The organism is Salegentibacter sp. UBA1130 (assembly GCF_002311535.1).
In the GTDB taxonomy this organism is placed as follows: domain Bacteria; phylum Bacteroidota; class Bacteroidia; order Flavobacteriales; family Flavobacteriaceae; genus Salegentibacter; species Salegentibacter agarivorans.
Map to the genome: position 1 here is coordinate 55,408 of NZ_DCAP01000020.1, position 17,018 is coordinate 72,425.

At 38.4% G+C, this 17,018-nt stretch carries 17 protein-coding genes and 1 tRNA gene; 6 read left to right on the forward strand and 12 right to left on the reverse strand.

Annotated features, from left to right (window positions below; all coding sequences use genetic code 11):
- The first annotated feature begins 1 nt into the window (after position 1).
- The 4 genes from B4F31_RS05680 to B4F31_RS05695 are packed head-to-tail and all read left to right on the forward strand — an operon-like array spanning position 2 to position 3,280.
- Positions 2-844 (forward strand): hypothetical protein, encoded by an 843-nt coding sequence (locus B4F31_RS05680; RefSeq protein WP_286760847.1) that lies wholly within the window; start codon positions 2-4, stop codon positions 842-844.
- Positions 845-854: 10 nt separating this feature from the next.
- Positions 855-1,463 (forward strand): conjugal transfer protein TraK, encoded by a 609-nt coding sequence (locus B4F31_RS05685; RefSeq protein ID WP_286760848.1) that lies wholly within the window; start codon positions 855-857, stop codon positions 1,461-1,463.
- Between the two features lie 18 nt (positions 1,464-1,481).
- On the forward strand, positions 1,482-2,435 hold the full coding sequence (gene traM, locus B4F31_RS05690) for a conjugative transposon protein TraM (protein WP_286760849.1): 954 nt from the start codon (positions 1,482-1,484) through the stop codon (positions 2,433-2,435).
- 11 nt (positions 2,436-2,446) lie between these two features.
- Entirely contained in the window at positions 2,447-3,280 is an 834-nt protein-coding gene (locus B4F31_RS05695; RefSeq protein ID WP_286760850.1) for a DUF4138 domain-containing protein, read from the forward strand.
- 124 nt (positions 3,281-3,404) lie between these two features.
- Here B4F31_RS05695 and B4F31_RS05700 read toward each other — a convergent pair whose 3' ends face one another.
- The 9 genes from B4F31_RS05700 to B4F31_RS05740 all read right to left on the reverse strand — a co-directional run bounded on the left by B4F31_RS05700 (position 3,405) and on the right by B4F31_RS05740 (position 11,499).
- Positions 3,405-4,658: a type II toxin-antitoxin system HipA family toxin gene (locus B4F31_RS05700; protein ID WP_286760851.1), complete on the reverse strand. Its 1,254-nt coding sequence runs from the start codon at positions 4,656-4,658 to the stop codon at positions 3,405-3,407.
- 5 nt (positions 4,659-4,663) lie between these two features.
- Entirely contained in the window at positions 4,664-4,963 is a 300-nt protein-coding gene (locus B4F31_RS05705) for a helix-turn-helix transcriptional regulator (protein WP_286760852.1), read from the reverse strand.
- Between the two features lie 189 nt (positions 4,964-5,152).
- A complete protein-coding gene (locus tag B4F31_RS05710) occupies positions 5,153-6,781 on the reverse strand; it encodes a dihydroxyacetone kinase subunit DhaK (RefSeq protein ID WP_093304195.1) in 1,629 nt (542 codons plus the stop codon).
- A gap of 175 nt (positions 6,782-6,956) precedes the next feature.
- Complete coding sequence (locus tag B4F31_RS05715) at positions 6,957-8,540, reverse strand: type IV secretory system conjugative DNA transfer family protein (RefSeq protein ID WP_286760853.1); 1,584 nt, start codon at positions 8,538-8,540, stop codon at positions 6,957-6,959.
- Between the two features lie 9 nt (positions 8,541-8,549).
- Positions 8,550-9,578, reverse strand: coding sequence for a MobB family relaxase (gene mobB, locus B4F31_RS05720; protein WP_286760854.1), 1,029 nt, complete (start codon positions 9,576-9,578; stop codon positions 8,550-8,552).
- A gap of 17 nt (positions 9,579-9,595) precedes the next feature.
- On the reverse strand, positions 9,596-9,970 hold the full coding sequence (locus B4F31_RS05725; protein ID WP_075324762.1) for a BfmA/BtgA family mobilization protein: 375 nt from the start codon (positions 9,968-9,970) through the stop codon (positions 9,596-9,598).
- 711 nt (positions 9,971-10,681) lie between these two features.
- Positions 10,682-10,873: a PAS domain-containing protein gene (locus B4F31_RS05730; RefSeq protein ID WP_286760855.1), complete on the reverse strand. Its 192-nt coding sequence runs from the start codon at positions 10,871-10,873 to the stop codon at positions 10,682-10,684.
- 18 nt (positions 10,874-10,891) lie between these two features.
- A complete protein-coding gene (locus B4F31_RS05735) occupies positions 10,892-11,020 on the reverse strand; it encodes a hypothetical protein (protein ID WP_286760856.1) in 129 nt (42 codons plus the stop codon).
- Positions 11,021-11,085: 65 nt separating this feature from the next.
- The gene (locus tag B4F31_RS05740) at positions 11,086-11,499 is read right to left on the reverse strand and encodes a response regulator (RefSeq protein WP_286760857.1); all 414 of its coding nucleotides are present in this window, start codon (positions 11,497-11,499) and stop codon (positions 11,086-11,088) included.
- Between B4F31_RS05740 and B4F31_RS05745 the strand changes: the two genes are divergently transcribed.
- Entirely contained in the window at positions 11,485-11,985 is a 501-nt protein-coding gene (locus tag B4F31_RS05745) for an outer membrane beta-barrel protein (protein WP_286760858.1), read from the forward strand. The two genes, B4F31_RS05740 and B4F31_RS05745, sit on opposite strands and share 15 nt — an antisense overlap.
- 1,017 nt (positions 11,986-13,002) lie before the next feature.
- On the opposite strand, the gene B4F31_RS05750 is transcribed toward B4F31_RS05745, so the two are convergent.
- Together B4F31_RS05750 and B4F31_RS05755 are read right to left on the reverse strand one after the other, a co-directional pair.
- Positions 13,003-13,076: transfer RNA gene (locus B4F31_RS05750), tRNA-Arg, on the reverse strand.
- A 45-nt stretch (positions 13,077-13,121) separates the two neighbouring features.
- Positions 13,122-13,574: a GatB/YqeY domain-containing protein gene (locus B4F31_RS05755; protein ID WP_286760859.1), complete on the reverse strand. Its 453-nt coding sequence runs from the start codon at positions 13,572-13,574 to the stop codon at positions 13,122-13,124.
- 108 nt (positions 13,575-13,682) lie between these two features.
- Here B4F31_RS05755 and B4F31_RS05760 point away from each other — a divergent pair, with 108 nt between their 5' ends.
- On the forward strand, positions 13,683-14,582 hold the full coding sequence (locus B4F31_RS05760) for an alpha/beta hydrolase (protein ID WP_286760860.1): 900 nt from the start codon (positions 13,683-13,685) through the stop codon (positions 14,580-14,582).
- Positions 14,583-14,710: 128 nt separating this feature from the next.
- Here the strand turns inward: B4F31_RS05760 and bglX are convergent, their stop codons facing one another.
- Positions 14,711-16,963 (reverse strand): beta-glucosidase BglX, encoded by a 2,253-nt coding sequence (gene bglX / locus B4F31_RS05765; protein WP_286760861.1) that lies wholly within the window; start codon positions 16,961-16,963, stop codon positions 14,711-14,713.
- Positions 16,964-17,018: the final 55 nt, after the last annotated feature.

A 17,018-nucleotide genomic window follows, 5' to 3' on the forward strand; every position in this document is an offset into this window, starting at 1 on the left:
GATGAATGCTACAATTATTTTAGCCCTCGGCCTGGAGTATATGGATAGTGTCTTTCAAACTATTCAGAATAGCGAGTTTTCCCGCTACACCATTGTGGGAATAAAAGCCCTGGCGGTGCTATTCTTCCTGGTGAACATCCTCAAAAAATATAACGAGGGCGTTGCGGACCGGGACGGATATACCTGGGGCTTATCTCCGGGGGAGCTGGCTAAAAATTTTGTGGTAGTGATTTTAGTGATTTTTTCAACCCAGATCCTGGGCTTTTTCGATGGCGTACTGGTGGCCATTGAAAACCAATACCGTGAAACCGCCCCTATGCTCCTACCCTTGCAAATGCAAGAAATCCCCATTGAAGAAGAAGTTTCTGCAATGGACGCCATGCGTAAAGCCATGGCCCTGCTTTATGAAGCTCTGGTCACCCCTTTGTATGGATTAAAAACACTTGCGTTTTTGATCAGCTTGTTCCTATGGATGCTGGATTTGTTCATCTACCCACTTTTCCTTGCAGAACGTTATTTTCTATTGGGCATTATGCAGGCTTTCTTTCCATTGTTACTAAGCCTTGCTGTTTTTGAAAAATTCCGGTCGATGGCCTATAGCTTTTTTAGGCTCTATGCCGCAGTTTATATGCTTGTTCCGGCATTCTTCCTGGTCAATGTTTTTATCAACGCGATCTATACCGAGATAAATACCAATTTCTGGCAGAACCTCTTTGGGACAGAATATGGCAGCAGCTTTTTTGCACCCGTGGTAGAGTTGGGTTCCATAGCATTTATTGTTTTTCTAAAATTCAAATTATACCGGCGTTCGATCACTTTTACTTTAAGATTATTCACCAACTAAAAACCATTTTATGAAAACACCATATCAGAATATTTATAAGGTTCTAAAACTGAACAGGTTTATTGTACTTAGCGTGGTTATTTGCAGCTTTCTTACCAGTACTCTTGCACTATGGACTGCATTTTCCACCAGCCGGAAAGCTTTAAATTCTGCTTTTGCCATTAATACCGATGGTAGTATCATTCCCTTAACACTGGTTACTCAAAAAGAAAATTTCCGGGTAGAAGCCCTTGCACATTTGGAATTGTTCCATTCTTATTTCTATGATATTGATGCCAGTAATTATGAGAAAAATCTGGAAAAAGCCCTCTGGCTGGGAAATAGCTCCGTAGACAACTTGTATCGACAGAAAAAGGCTGATGGAGTGTATAACCGCCTGCTTCAATATTCCCTGGTACAAGAAGTTCTGGAAATTGATTCGAAGCTGGAAGAACAGGAGGATGTATACTATTTCCGGACCAAAGTAATTTTTGAGCTCAACAGGGGAAGCATTATCGATACTTATGAGCTTATTAGCACTGGTAAACTCTTACCGGTAGACCGTCATTTTCCCAACAACCCTCACGGGCTTTTGATCACGGATTATTTTGAAAACAGTTTAAGAAAACTCGCGGAATAACTTTTAAAATTAATAAAGATGAAAATAGAGAAAAGTAAAATCGTATTTGTCAGCATATTGGTTGTGATCGTGACTTTCCTTATCACCTATACGATAATGATAACCGGAGATGAAAACCACTTTCTCAAAGAAACAGAAGTACCCGAGTTAGAAGAAGATGATCAAAGAGTATATGAATCCAAACTGGATGCTATAAATGATTTAAAAGAGGTCCGCGAAAAAAGTGCTCCCAGTATCTACGAAGAGAAATTAATTGACTCCCTAGGCTATTACGACCCTTATTTACCGGAAAAAGAAAAAGAGCGTCTGATCGATAGTATTTATTTATTAGGACAATCTAGGCAAGAACAAATCAGGGCGGCCACCAAACCCATCGAAATACCTGAAACAATCAAAGAAAAAGCTTTGGTCACTACTGATACTCCTGGAGATGAAAAGATCAAAGTCAAAGAAATGGGATTGGAACATCAATTATTCTTTGCTTCTGCCCCTAAGAAGCCCGAGCCGGATATAATAAGTATTACCGCTAAGCAGATCAATGTAGTGGTTGATGGCAACCAGGTAGTCAAGGCCAACTCCCGGTTGCGAATGCGGCTTTTAGAACCTAGTTTAATTAGTGGTATACCTATTCCAAAGAACACCCCAATTTTCGGATTTATCAGCTTTCAGCCAAACCGGGTTTTAATCGAGATCGAAAATATCATGCATCATCCTACAAGCTTAAAAGCTTTTGACCTCCAGGACGGTAGTGAAGGGATTTATGTAGAAAATAATTTCCGGTCGGAGGTTACCACGGAAGTCTTGGATGATATAATCAGTGATATCAATATCCCAAGCGTTCCCCAAGTAAGTGGCATCAGCAAAATATTCCGGCGCAACAACCGAAACGTAAAAGTAACCATCCTTAATAATTACAGATTGATTTTAAAAGCCGATAAACCTGAACCAAAATGGGAAATAGACAACCAATAAAAACAAGCATTATGAAAAATTATACTTTAACCACGGCTGCTCTACTTGCATTTCTTTTCACCTGTGCACAAACAGAGGAAAAGCTGGATACTATTTTTGCCAATGAACTAAAGAATGTTGCTTTATTCTTTCCGAGTCCAATTAGCCAGGGAATTACCGGAAACGACCATTTTGTTTTCACTTACAATAGGGAAAAACAACAGCATTTTGGGCTATTGCAGGCAAGACCCGGAGAAGAAAGTAATTTGCTCGTTATAGATGCAGCTGGCTCGGTTTATTCCTATATTATAAAATATAAAAAAGCACTGAGCAGGTTAAATTATTTTATCGGTAAGTCTGAAAGCATAGGTCCTGAAAAGGCTACTGCTATTGATACAGTAAAATCCGTTAAGTCAGAAAAAGAATTAAGAAATAATAGTCATTATTATCAAAGCTATAGTAGATATTTATTAAGTAAAAAAGAGCGGATTGGCAGGATTAGTAAAAAACAGCAGGGGATCGAGCTAAGCCTTGAGAACATTGGATTTAATAGAAAGGAATTGTATTTCGTAATCTTAATTGAAAACAAATCCAGCCTGGATTATGATTTGAATTACTTAAACCTATCGATCCACACCAGGCAGAAGGGAAAGAAAAAATCTTCACAGCGAATTTTGAAAGAACCTATATTTCAATTTGAAGTCCCGGCTAAAATAAGAAAAGGACGGGCCACCAAATTGGTTTATGTATTCCCGAAATTTTCCTTATCCAGGGATCGAAGGGCCGTATTGGAGCTAAAGGAAAAGGATGGAGAACGTGATTTAAAACTGAAAATATCGCACCGATTTATTAATAATCCTAATTGATAGATAAAGTTTCACTTGTAACAAGAAATGAATACCCATATTATATTTCACATTTTCCTTTATTCGATATGATTTTTTCTCACTTTTAGGTAAATTGGAAATGATAATTTCAATGACTTTTTTATCAGAGATATCTAAAGGCGGGACTCATAATCTCTATTTCCTTATTTGCAATTCCTAGTTTACTTGCCATAGATTTCCAGTCTTTAACCACGGTCAAAACTTCCTTTAGAATTGTTTCCATCCCCTCCTCATCCAATCTGCAAAACTTCCCTATACTTCTTGCCAAATCGAAGTCCAAAGCATTATCCTCCATATCAATATTCAAGGATAGGCCGTCTTTCTCAACGGATGGATTTAAATCATAGGCCGGCGACAATATCCAACCTTTTTCTTTTAATATAAAACCGTGATTCCTTAAATGGTCATCCGTATTTGAAACCGCAATATTAAACACAATTCGCCGCCATAATTGATGTAGGTTGGTTTCTACATCCATACCATAATTTTCAATGAATTCGATAATTTCCAAATAACTGGGTGAATCATCTTTGATTATTTCTTCCGTATTTCCTGTCATAGTCATTGCTGAAGCAAAATGAATGCGATTTCCATTATCCCTATCGAATCGTTTGGTCAAAAAAGTATGATATTGACCAGTTATTTTCTCTATTTTAGATTCTGCCATTTCAATACCTGATGCAAGGGCAAGTTTATAAGCTAAAAATTCCCAGGCAGCCTTATCAATTGTATCTGTCTTTGATGGAAATTTTGCAATCCATAGATTTTGCTGAGCATCTAATATATTGGCCTTTGGACGTGCACCCCCTAATGAAGAACCAGGAGCAATAAGTACAGCAATCCATCTTCTAATAGTATCACTTTGGTCGTCATTCTCTAATTGGTTTACCGCTTCTTGAAGTTCACCAAGTGAGGACCAGGGTGGTGTTGGGTTTTGGTTATCATTATTCAGAAAGGGACCATCAAAATCAGTTTTAAATCGTAACGCTCCCATTCTGCTTTCATCATACACCCCCAGAAGATAATCTATCTCATAGAGTTTCTTTATTTTTTCATCCTTAGCTCGCGCATTCTGGGCTGTTCGCCGTTTCATTAGGGTTTTACCCCAGCTATCCGGCATACTATCTAAAAAGATTCCGAAATTTTCTTTGTTTGGTGGGTATTGCGGTCCGGAATAAAATGCTATATCAGGGTCTAACAATCGGTGCGCATCTGTTTTTAACCAATTCCTGTCATACTCAAAACTAAAAGCCTTTTTACCTTTTGCAAAGTGAGCAAAAAGTATTCCAATCAATGTTGGTTTCTTCAATGCTATCCAGTCTGCAAATACATATATATCAGATTTTTCTCCTGCCATAGCACTTATAATAAATCTAAATCTTGCAATTTTCTTCCGAACTCATCATCTACTGCGAGTTTTAAAAAATCATCTTGCAAATTCAACACTCTAAACACATTAAAATACAATCCTATGGCAACTCCGGGATCCCCTTTTTCAATGCGGTATAGGGTTGCCCTATGGATTCCTGCCCGCTCAGATACTTGCGCTGTAGTAAGTTTTCGTCTCTTTCTGGCAAGCTTTATGTTTTCTCCAATTTGCTCAAATATTTTTCGATGTTTAGGGAGGAGAATAGTTTTTTTTGAAATCATAATGTCGCTCATTTACAACAAATTTATATTTTTTGTTGTTAATGAGCAACATTATAGAGTGAACAATTACATTTTTAGAATATACTCACCTTCTATCTCCCTGCTTTTCGGTAATTTCTGAATAAGGATCATCCCGAATAATCAAAAGAATTTCTTTGTCAATGAAATAAAAAGAAGGATATTAAAAATACCATCGCCAATTTAAAGGGACGCCAATTTTTCAAAAACTATGGCGACAGCTTCTGCTCCGGGATCTGGAATGCCCTTTAAGCTTTCTTCAGACAAATAAGAAGATCTGCCGAATTTTGTACTGCTAATTTCTTTAGTGCTATCTGCTCCCTGACGGGCTTTTTTAGCCACTACATCAATTTTTTTACCGTTTTCCAAAGCGGAAAAGGCAGGCTGTAAAGCGTCTATCATGGTCCGATCCCCCTCTTTGGCTCCTCCGTAGTCTTTCATTTTCTGCAATCCACTCATTAAGGCTTTACCAATATTTGATTCTTCTTTGTAGGAGTTTCCAGCACCTGTAAACATAATAGATAGTAAAACTCCGCTAGAACCTCCAATTTCCCTTGCTAGAATTCTTCCTATAGTAATGAGGAGCTCTGCTGTGTTCGCATAGGGTAATTTATCTGCTACCTCCAGTAATTTTTTACCCGCAGTAGCAAATGTAGATCCTGCATCTCCATCTCCCACTTTTTCATCTATGGCATTCAAATCATTTTCTAAACTAATCAATTCTTCAGCAACGGCTTTTATAGCGTTTTTGAACTGCATATTTTCAGAGGGTTTGAAAGGCATCGTATCAGGTAAATCTGGACTTTCTATAGAAGAATTCCCTCCAAATTTTCTGATAAACCAAGAGACTGGTTCCACCTCTGAAGTTAATGAATCCCTCAATCCTTCATTCAATTTGAGCAATGAAATGGAGAAACCGCTCATGTTGAGAGAGGTCATCAATTGTGAGGGACCGATGATATATTCTACCTGCCTGGCAATTTCTAATTTTTGAAATGAATTGAGGAGTATGTTCATTTCTATTGGGGTTACCCTTCCCAAGTTGTTCATTAGCAAGACAAACTTTTCATTATTTTTTTTTGGGAGGTATTCTTTTAACTTTTCAACAGCTTTAGACATCAAATCATCGGCCTTTTCCATATCAATAGTTTTAACGCCTGGTTCCCCATGAATACCCAGTCCCAGTTCTGCCTCAGAACTAGACAACCTTGAGCTTTCGGGATTTTGAAACTTCTTTCCTTCTTCCAGCGATAATCCTATTGAAAAAATATTATTGGCCACTTTTTGAGCTGTTTTTGCGATCTCATCTAGTGATTTTCCTTTTTCAGCTAAATGCCCAGCTACTTTGTGTACAAATAAAGTTCCAGCCAAACCACGTTGTTCTACTTCTTGCCCCAGGGCAATATCATCACCCACTATAACGGTTTCAACTTTATATCCTAATTCGCGTGCTTGTTCTGCTGCCAGTCCAAAATTTAATCGGTCTCCGGTATAGTTTTTAATAATTAGCAGGCAGCCTTTTTCTCCTGCTGTGGCAATAATTGCTGAGAGTACGGCATCTACCGATGGAGAAGCAAAAATATCACCACATACGGCGGCTGTCAGCATACCTTTCCCCACAAATCCCGCATGAGCTGGTTCATGACCAGAACCTCCGCCTGAAATAACCGCTACTTTATTTTTATCTAACTCTTTTTGGAGAACTACTTTTACTTCTGGAAAATTATCTAATCTGGTAAGATTTGGATCGGTGAGTAAGCCATCTATGCCTTCATTGACTACATCCTGAGCATCATTAATAAAAAATTTCATAGGTTTTTGTTTTTCTAAATATACTGAAAACCGATTTTTGATTTTTTAAAGAAACGTTAAGCTTAGGAACTAAAGCCACAGAAACTTCATTAGCCTTAATATTTATTTTTAGTTTTTAAATCTTTTGCCGAATTTAAATCGACAGATAATTATAGGGTTCATCTAAAATATCCCCTTATTGTCCAAAAATGGATTTTGCCTCTTCATAGATCCTCTTAAAATTAGCTTCTAAATCGGCCTGAGAATATTGCTCCTGTTCCAGGGGGAGGTACCTTGAAATCTTTTGTAATTTAAACTGTAACCTTTTATCTATTCCGTCAGCATAGGTAATAAACTCTCCTTGTTTCAACCTAAAGAAAACATCGGAACGTAATTTGGGAATTTCTTTCTCACCGGTGGTCACCCGTGTATCAAAATTAAGACTGTAACTACTATTGACACTTTTGGTAGGCTTTTTTACGATTTCAAAAAAACGTTCATAGTATTTAGCGGTATCCGGGTCATTTACCTTTCCAAAGAACTGGTAAGACAGATTACTCAATATTGCCCTACTTGCTTTGTCTCCATACATCATATCATTCTGGATCTTGTCTTGCATCACGTAAACGGTAGCGATATTATAGCTTCGCATGGTAGCAGGGATCCGGTGCATATTGAGCAATCGAAGGGTGGGTGCCTCCTCCATCAGCAGGAACGAAGCTTTAGAGTTGCGAACGCTCATTTGTTTGGTAATGGTATGAATAATTGTGGCAATTACCGGGGAATAGGAAGATTCATATTTGGGGTTGTTTACTACTGAAATAACAGCAGGGTTTTCTTCACTATTAATATTGAGGGGAACCTCATCAGCAGATAGGGCCATAAATATGCGGCGGGTGCTGATCCGTTTTAAAGCATTGGCCAGGGTACTTTTTACCCCGGCGGTTTGCCGTTCCGCATCCTTTCCACTGATAAAGGCATCGGCCAGAGCCCGGGAGGTTGTATTGGTCTTTAGAAATTCAATAAGACTATTGGTATCCAGGTATTGGTAAATAGCAATAAGGTGTGGAAGGCTGCAGTATTCCGGGTAGCTTGTTTTTAGCTTCCAGATAAGTCCTCCAATCAGCCCCTCGGCCGCATCATTAAAAAATTTAGAGGTACCAAGGTTACCGGATTCCCGTAGCTCCAGAAGATTTTCTACCAGCACCCGGGAGACCTCGTTGACGCTCTCCTCATTTTCCAAATAACGTGGCGCGATGGGATTGACCCGGTGGATAATGGAATCAAAGGAAACGATCTTAAATGGAATTTCTTTTTCTTTAAAAATCGGGTAAGCCATTTCGGTGAGCTCAAAGTCCTTGTAATCATGAATAATACCGCAAAAACTTTTCTTTTCGAAATGTTTGAGAAAACCATAAACTACACTTTCGGTTTTCCCGCTTCCTGCGGAACCAATTACGGATGCTCCACGTTTGATATTATCCAGTTTAAAATCACCTGAAGTGGTAGCAAAATGAACAGTGTATTGGGGATTTTTAGGTCTGCCCTGGTCCGGGTCGTGCATAAATACGTAGCCTACAATATTGATAAGCATCAGTGGACATCCCAGGATCAAAACCAGAAGAACCAGGCTATAACCACTGGAAAGAAAATATAAAATCAATCCCAATAAAAACAAATTTAGTAAAAAAGCATACCGGGTTATTCGGTATAGCCCGTATCCTACCATACTGCACAGAACCACTATTAAGAGTATGATATAAAGTTTGTCTGGTTCCATAGCAAAAAATTAGATTTCAATAGAACTTGATTTTCGGGCTATATCCACCCCCTTACGAAGCCCCTTAAAAATCTTTAGGGCAAGCTGGGCTTTATTTGTTGGGATACTGGGCACAGAAAATCCCGTTTCCTTCATCATTTTAAAAGCAAGGGCTCTTTCAGAGGAAGAAAGTTGGTTCAGGCTGGCAAAATAAGCTTTGGGATCTTTAATAAACTCTTTCCGCCCTTTATAGGTATGCACGAAGTTACGCTGGTAGCCAAAGGTTTTATCAAAGGTTTTTTCAGCGTTCTCAAAGAATTGATCTCTATTAAAACCTCGTTTAACCAGTTTACCATTCATCGTCACTTCCGAAGCTTTATATTTACTTCCGGGAGAAAGGCTAAACGAATTGGAGGCATCTTTTCGGCTTACGATGATATGGATATGGCTTTGATTACCTGCTTTAGACATCCCCTGGACGATTCGCTTTCCGTTCTGCTGATGTGGAACCTGCTTTTCCAGTTGAGCAATTTGCTCTTTTTTACGGTCTATACGGCCTTGTATTTGACCCCGCTCAATATTTCGGATTTCATTTTTTAAGTTTAAAATTTTGGTAGCATAGGGCTGGTTTTCCTTGACCTGCCAATCGGTCCCTTTATAGGTTCGCTTATGTTCGATTTTTGCATAGTATTTTATATCGTCAATATTTACGGGACGAGCGTTGATTTCCCGGTTAAAGGATCTCACATAATCTTTCATCAATTCCCTGGTATATTTTTTCAGATCGTCACTGTTATTTTGTAATTTATTTAATTCGTATTTCGAAGGACTTACCGTAATCGAGTAAAATTTTGGTTCTGTCTTTTTGAGTTTTGTGGTATTTATATCGATTTCTCTGACCACTTCATTTGCTGGTATTCCATCGTGATATTGATTAAAAAAGTGCTCCATCTTCTCCTCGGTCTTAGCTTCATTTTCTTTCTCGAGGTAACCAACAAAATCAGCAGCACTTTGCGAGTAGTTCTTTCCTAGTTTTTGAGGTGTGATCGTGATATACATAGCTCAAAAAATTAGATTTAGTTTTGAGAATTTGTTTTTTCCCGTAAACCCACTCTTTCCTTTTCTTCCACAAGTTTCTTTTCCAGAATTAAAGGCTTCTTTTGTGGTTCTTCCATTTCAAACAAGGACTGGATCATAACCACCGTTGGTTTGGTTTGGGTCTTTTCTATTTCCCGCATAACAGCCATGACCGCGTTGATTCTTTTTTTCAGGCTGGCTTCAATGGTTCTTCCCGTCGGTCCCAGTCTCTCCTGAGGAGAAATTTCGTTATAGTAGAAAAAGTCGAGCATAGCGCTCATAGTTTCCGTGTGGGATTTGAAGTGTTCTTTGGAAAACTTTTGAAAACGTTGGGCGGTTTTCTTTTTGAGTCTAATGCTAATAAATGATTCCATAATTCGCCGATTTGTCGCAAATATTCCCCTAAAACCACAGGCTTTGAAAGCAATTATCACAAATTGTAGAAATAAAGGATTCAATTATTCCTTTCCTCCCGCACTGCGGGACAAAACCTCATACAATGTGGCTTAAAAGCCATTGCCAAAAGCTGGGAAAAATTTCCAGTTATGTTAGTATTCTGATGTGCAGGGCAATCGGCGAAAGTCAAAAAATGGATGCTCCTACTTAAAATTTAAATGCTGAAGTTCAGCTTTTTAAAGATACATGTTTTTTAGAAATTGAAAAAATAGTACGATAAAAATACTATTTTATTTTTACCTCTATGTTATAATAAAAAAATCAATCGGTGAATTTGATTGGATAGCAGGTCAAAATCTGAATGACCCAATTTCTCAGGAGTAGCTAGGGAGGCTGCTGATCTTCTTTCGTGCTCTCTACCTGTTTTAACAGCGCAATAAGCCCTTTCAGGATATTGTTATTTAGAGGGGATTTAAGGTCGTGCGTGCAGAATAAACAAAATTATCTCGTTCAAGGTTTATTCAACTTGATTCTAAGTGCTTCTTTAGTTCTTTCCCGTTCTTCTAAGATTTCTTTTTGCTCCTGAATATCGATACACATGCCAAATCATTTTAAAATTTTACCATTCTTATCATCTTTTAATGGATAGGCACAGGCTAGGAAACTGGTGTAAGTCCCATCAAAACTTCTCAAGCTATTTCGTAAGGATTGACGCTATCCAGCGAATGTTGCCATATTTCCCAGTCACAATCATAATCGTCTGGATGAAGAACCAGAGACCAGCCTTTATCTTTAGTCTCTTCATAAGTTAAATCGATAAAATCATACCAGCGTTGGTTATAAAGGGTTTGATAACCATCTGGTTTAGTTGCCCAAACCATATAGCGGCATAAGATCTATTACAAATTTAAATTCCGGGCATTTTGCTCTATAGACATTTTTGAGATATTACTCTCAGAATCGGTGATATTATACGCCATTATATAGGTTAAGATTTGGGTACTAGAACTACCAAGTACGTTTCTCATAATTTAACAACAGGTAATTACTCAAAGAAGTAATTTTAAAAGTTTAACTATGAAAATATAAATATTCAACAGGTTGACGAGTTCAATGGGCCGTTTTTAATCTCTTCAAGCTTATTCATTTTTAAAGGTTTGGAAATAAATCCCTTTATGGCTGAATAAATTTCTGCTTCCTCCTTGAAATCTTCAATGGAGGATGAAAGCATATAGATATTAAATTGATTCCTCACACCTTCATTAAATTTTAAAAATTCATCTAGGAATTCCCAACCACTCATAGTAGGCATATTAATATCAAGAAATAGAATAGTTGGCTGCTTCCTGTTTTCTAGTTTATATTCTTGTGCTATAAAACTAAGTGCTTCTTCAGGTACCGAAAAAATTTTGATATTTCCTTCTTTATCAAAACGTTTAATAGTAAACTCACATATCATATTATTGGTAGAATCGTCGTCTACTACCATATAGTGCTGATTATCCATATTCAGAAATATACTATCAATAGTTCAGGTTTTAGCTATGATGAAGTCTTTGGAATGATGGGCCGAAGTGCCGGTAGAGCAGTTTTTGGAGGAGGCGGAGCTTATGATATTAATCCCGATAGGAATGAAGATTTCCTTAACCATCGTATTGGTTTTGAAGCAACAACTTACTGGCCCGAGAATGTAGTTTTTGGTAATGATATTTCTTATAATTACTTCGGAAATGTCTCTCCCGGGTTCGATAATACTTCTCTTCTATGGAATACGAGTTTGGGTTATCAATTTTTAGATGATGATGCTACTATTAAAATAAAGGTTTATGATATGTTGAATCAAAATATTGACACCCGTCGAACTATTGGAGATGATTTTATCCAGGATACCAGTAATCTAATCCTAACTCAGTATGCTATGCTTAGTTTTACTTATAAATTAGATAAATTTGGTGGTGCAAATCCTAATGAGCGAAGAAGAAATAGAAGATAATTATAAGCGTTGAATGTTAAGCCTTAAACGTATAGCCACGTAAGAGAGATATCTATTTTCCATTGTGATTTAAACATTGTTCTTTAAAAAATCTTAATTCTCTTTCTATTCCTTCCTAAATGTTCATAGATAGTTATAGATTCAAATAAACCTAAAGGGTCACTTTAATTAGCAAGAGTGATGATGAATGCCGAACTTGTAAAGGCAGGACAGACCAGAATTATGATCCATACCGTTTACAGGGATGATTACTTAGGGGCTTTGAGACGATTGACTAAACAATCAGATTCAAAAGTTGTTACAAAGAGCACAGCTCTTTTATAGTACCCTAACAGCGCATTCTATAGATGTTATGGAGAACCAACTGGAAAGGAGCAATGCTTTTAAAGAACACGATGAAGCTCAGTTCCTATTCTTACCAAATAGACTATGGATTTTAATCACTTTAATAAGTTTTATTCTTTTTTATACTTTTTGAGAGAGTGACAAATTAAAAAAATTGGCAAAAATGCATACTATTCAGTTGAAATATACATCTTAAGGTTCAGTCCTTCCCCAGGTGTGAGACCTGTGCAGTTTATGCACCTCGTTAACTGTAAGTACTATAACGTCAGCTGATCACTCACAGTAAATCTTGTTCCCACCATAGATTCATACTCTGGTTCGTCTATGTCTATGAAATATCACGCGGTAAGACGTATCACTTTCATTCCATATATCCGCATCATTTACCCCCTGTTTTCCATATAGCTTCCGGACTTTGCTTTGTATGGAAAGCTCATCCAGATCAGATATGCCTTATATAATGTTCGTGTTCCTCGGACTGGAACTTTGCAGCCGGCTTCCTTCAGATTCCACCTCACGGTGGACACCTTACCATTAACTAATGATAGGTGACTACAAACTCTCATAACGGACTTGTACAGACAAGTGATACGACCTTGCGGAGCAGCATTAAAAAAACCGCACGAATCAAAAGATTTGTGCGGTTTTATTGCTAATGATTAATAGCTTAAGTGACCCCGGCAGGATTCAAACCTGCAACCCTCAGAGCCGAAATCTGATGCGCTATTCAGTTGCGCCACGGGGCCTTTTCAAGACCTCCCAGGTTTTGGAAACCTGGGAGGTCTCATTATTTATTTGCTCAATTTACTTTTTACAATTGTTGAAATCGTTTTTCCGTCAGCCTTTCCAGCTAATTCGTTGCTGGCCATTCCCATCACTTTTCCCATATCCTGCATTCCGCTGGCTCCGGTTTTGGCGATAATTTCATCTACTTTAGCTTCAATTTCAGCCTCACTCAACTGTTCAGGTAAAAAAGATTCGATCACTTCGGCCTGTTTTTCTTCGGGCTCGGCCAAATCTGCCCTATTTTGCTCCCTGTAAATTGCAGCGCTTTCCTTTCGTTGCTTTACAAGCTTCTGCAAAATTTTAAGTTCTTCATCCTCAGTCAAACCCTCCTTTGCAGCGCTTTCAGTATTGGCTAATAAAATAGCACTTTTAACCGATCGTAAAGCTTCAAGCTTTTCGCTGTCTTTAGCTTTCATAGCAGCTTTCATCTCTGCCATTACTTTATCCTGTAAACTCATAACTTATAAGTGTCATTTCCGCAGCGAAGATAAAATATTAAAATTAAAATCCCCACTTATTCTCCCTGCAAAATTAAGTATCTTGAGACGCTAAATTATAATTCATTTATGAAAAACCCGATTTTCATCCTCCTGTTCTTGCTAAGTTTTTCAATTTCAGCCCAGCAAAGATTTATAGACGAATCTTTTCAGTTAAAAGAAACTGAAACTAAAACCTACGCAACCAAAAATGGGGAAGCTTTAAAGCTGGACATTTATCAGCCTGAAAATGATACGATGCAGCAAAGACCGCTAATTGTTTTTATGCACGGGGGCGGATTTGCAGGCGGAACCCGAACTAACCCTGGTGAAATAAATTTTGCAGAAAGCGCGGCTAAAAAAGGCTATGTAGCCGTACAGATTTCTTACCGGTTAACCCGAAAAGGACAATCTTTTGGTTGTGATTACGAAGCTTCCGGAAAAATGGAAACCTTTAAAATGGCTGCTGAAGATTTTATGGATGCCGTGAATTTTATGGTTAAAAATAAAGAAGAATTTAATATAAATCCAGCAAAGATAATTGTGGGCGGAAGTAGTGCTGGCGCAGAAGCAGTTTTAAACGCGGTATACAACGAAAAACTTATGCTCGAGGGTTTTTCTAAATACCAAAACTTTGATTTTGCCGGGGTTTTCTCTCTTGCCGGTGCTATTGTAGATGCGCGATATATTACTGAAGAAAACGCTATTCCCGGGGTATTTTTCCACGGTACTGAAGATAATCTTGTGCCTTATGCAAGCGCACCTCATCACTGGTGTGATCGGGACCAACCAGGATATATCATGTTGGACGGCTCCAAGACAATTACTGAAAAACTTAAAAAACTAAATACCTCATACCTACTTTACAGTTTCGAAGGTGGAAAACACGAACACTCCCGAATGCCATTCGAACATCTTCCCAAAGTTTTCCAGTTTTTCAATTCGGTATTTTTAAATGGAGAAAATAAGCAGATTGAAGTATGGAAATAAGAGCACACCGCTTTAGTAAAGAATGATCAAAGAGTTCAATTAAGGCTTATATACAAAAATCCCGCCGAAGCAGGATTAGTAAGCCCCAAGACAGTAGGGTATCTCAGGGTTTTGCATTAATAAAAAATCTACTCCACTACAATAAAAGTTCCCTGAAATTCGTGGTCTGAACTTCCGGCAACAAAAAACTCGAATTCGCCAGGTTCAACTACAAATTCCAAATCTGCATTATAGAATTTCAAATCTTCTACAGTGATTTCAAACCTCACCTCTTTAGATTCTCCTTTCTTTAAACTTATCTTTTTAAAGGCTTTTAATTCTTTCATTGGCGGTGTGATACTTCTCACTTTATCGTGAATATACAACTGCACCACTTCCTCTCCTTCATAATCCCCTGTATTGGTTACTGTAGTAGCAATGGTGATGCTTCCGTCTTTATTTAATTCATCGGCACTTGCAGTAGTCTCCCCGTATTCAAAATTGGTGTACGAAAGTCCGTAACCAAATGGCAATTGCGGAGTATTTTCAACATCTAAATAATTTGACTTGAATTTCTCAAATTCAGAAGCTGATGCTGCCGGTCTACCGGTGGTTTTCATTCGGTAGTAAATTGGAATTTGCCCAACATTTCTTGGCCAGGTAGCAGTTAACTTTCCTGAAGGATTATAATCTCCAAAAAGCACATCGGCTATTGCATTTCCGGCTTCTACACCTGGATGCCAAACCTGCAAGATACTCACCGGCATTTCCATTTCTTCGGAAATCACCAACGGACGGCCACTCATCAATACCAACACTACAGGCTTCCCGGTTTTCACAAGTTCCCTAATCAATTTCTGCTGACTATCAGGAATATTTAAATTGGTACGGCTGGCAGCTTCCCCGCTCATTTCGGTAGCTTCTCCAACTACGGCAACAATTACATCGGCATTTTGAGAAACCTCTAAGGCTTCTTGTATCATTGTTTCAGGAGATTCCTCAGAAATCTCGATACGCGGTCCAAAAACATTTACGTTCTTAGCATAAGTGGTATCGTTACTTATGTTTGCGCCCTTTGCATAAGAAATTTCAGCCTCTGGAGCTACATTTTTAATACCTTCCAAAACAGGAATCGAAAGCTGTGGATCTCCGGTTGGTGCCCAGGTTCCAAGCATATTATTTTTATTATTTGCCAGCGGCCCAACCAATGCAATTTTTGCATTTTTGGCCAATGGAAGTGTGTTTTCATGCTTCTTTAAAAGCACAAAAGAACGTTTTGCTGCTTTCCTGGCTACCGACCTATTTTCTTCGGAAAGAATATCTTTTTCTGGCCTGCTTTCATCTGAATATAAATATGGATCATCTAAAAGACCCAATTTATGTTTTGCTTCCAGAATTCGGCGAGCCGCTTTGGTGATCTGTTCTTCGGAAACTTTGCCTTCTTCCACAGATTTCTTCAGAGTCGTTAAAAATCCTTCTCCAACCATATCCATATCCAGTCCGGCGTTTATGGCCAAAGCCGAAACATCCTGGAGATCCCCCATTCCGTGGGCGATCATTTCATTAACCGAAGTATAATCTGAAACTACAAAACCTTCAAAACCCCAACGCTCACGAAATAAATCTGTAATTAACCATTTATTTCCCGAAGCCGGAACTCCGTGAATATCGTTAAAGGAAGTCATTGCACTGGCAACTCCTGCATCTACCGCAGCTTTATACGGTGGCAAATATTCATTGAACATTTTTATCTTACTCATATCTACCGAATTGTAATCCCGGCCGGCCTCAGAAGCTCCATAAAGCGCTAAATGCTTTACGGTAGCGATCATTGTATTAGGCGCTGTAAAATCATCTCCCTGATAACCCTCAACCATTGCTTTTGCAACCTGGGAACCCAAATAAGGATCTTCCCCGGCACCTTCAGCAATTCGGCCCCAACGCGGATCTCGAGCTATATCTACCATTGGCGAGAAATTCCAGTTTATACCATCGGCCGTAGCTTCTTTAGCCGCAATTTGAGCGGTTTCTTTGATCAAATCCATATCCCAGCTAGAGGAAAGTCCTAGCGGAATAGGGAATGTAGTTTTATAACCGTGAATAACATCAGAACCAATTAACAATGGAATTCCCAAACGTGAATTCTCAACGGCTAATTTTTGTGCCTGTCTTACTTTTTCGGGGCTGGAAACACCAAAAACGCCACCAACATTTCCTTCTTTAATTTTGGTTTCTACGTCTTCACTCACTACAGATCCTGTAGCAACGCCGCCACCGGGAGTAAGCAGGTTAAGCTGGCCAATTTTTTCTTCCAACGTCATCTTCTTTAGTAATTCCTCAACCTCCGGAACTTTTTCCTGGGCATTAAGAAATGATATTCCCATAAAAATTATGAGGCTCATTGATAGATAAATTCTTCTCATTTTCCTATTCTTTAAATTTTATAATTTGGTTTTT

Bases quoted from the DNA above. Each gene is read 5' to 3' on its own strand.
- B4F31_RS05680 (WP_286760847.1), top strand. From the start codon at position 2: ATGAATGCTACAATTATTTTAGCCCTCGGCCTGGAGTATATGGATAGT.
- B4F31_RS05685 (WP_286760848.1), top strand. From the start codon at position 855: ATGAAAACACCATATCAGAATATTTATAAGGTTCTAAAACTGAACAGG.
- traM (WP_286760849.1), top strand. From the start codon at position 1,482: ATGAAAATAGAGAAAAGTAAAATCGTATTTGTCAGCATATTGGTTGTG.
- B4F31_RS05695 (WP_286760850.1), top strand. From the start codon at position 2,447: ATGAAAAATTATACTTTAACCACGGCTGCTCTACTTGCATTTCTTTTC.
- B4F31_RS05700 (WP_286760851.1), bottom strand. From the start codon at position 4,658: ATGGCAGGAGAAAAATCTGATATATATGTATTTGCAGACTGGATAGCA.
- B4F31_RS05705 (WP_286760852.1), bottom strand. From the start codon at position 4,963: ATGAGCGACATTATGATTTCAAAAAAAACTATTCTCCTCCCTAAACAT.
- B4F31_RS05710 (WP_093304195.1), bottom strand. From the start codon at position 6,781: ATGAAATTTTTTATTAATGATGCTCAGGATGTAGTCAATGAAGGCATA.
- B4F31_RS05715 (WP_286760853.1), bottom strand. From the start codon at position 8,540: ATGGAACCAGACAAACTTTATATCATACTCTTAATAGTGGTTCTGTGC.
- mobB (WP_286760854.1), bottom strand. From the start codon at position 9,578: ATGTATATCACGATCACACCTCAAAAACTAGGAAAGAACTACTCGCAA.
- B4F31_RS05725 (WP_075324762.1), bottom strand. From the start codon at position 9,970: ATGGAATCATTTATTAGCATTAGACTCAAAAAGAAAACCGCCCAACGT.
- B4F31_RS05730 (WP_286760855.1), bottom strand. From the start codon at position 10,873: ATGGTTTGGGCAACTAAACCAGATGGTTATCAAACCCTTTATAACCAA.
- B4F31_RS05735 (WP_286760856.1), bottom strand. From the start codon at position 11,020: ATGAGAAACGTACTTGGTAGTTCTAGTACCCAAATCTTAACCTATATA.
- B4F31_RS05740 (WP_286760857.1), bottom strand. From the start codon at position 11,499: ATGGATAATCAGCACTATATGGTAGTAGACGACGATTCTACCAATAAT.
- B4F31_RS05755 (WP_286760859.1), bottom strand. From the start codon at position 13,574: ATGAGTTTACAGGATAAAGTAATGGCAGAGATGAAAGCTGCTATGAAA.
- B4F31_RS05760 (WP_286760860.1), top strand. From the start codon at position 13,683: ATGAAAAACCCGATTTTCATCCTCCTGTTCTTGCTAAGTTTTTCAATT.
- bglX (WP_286760861.1), bottom strand. From the start codon at position 16,963: ATGAGCCTCATAATTTTTATGGGAATATCATTTCTTAATGCCCAGGAA.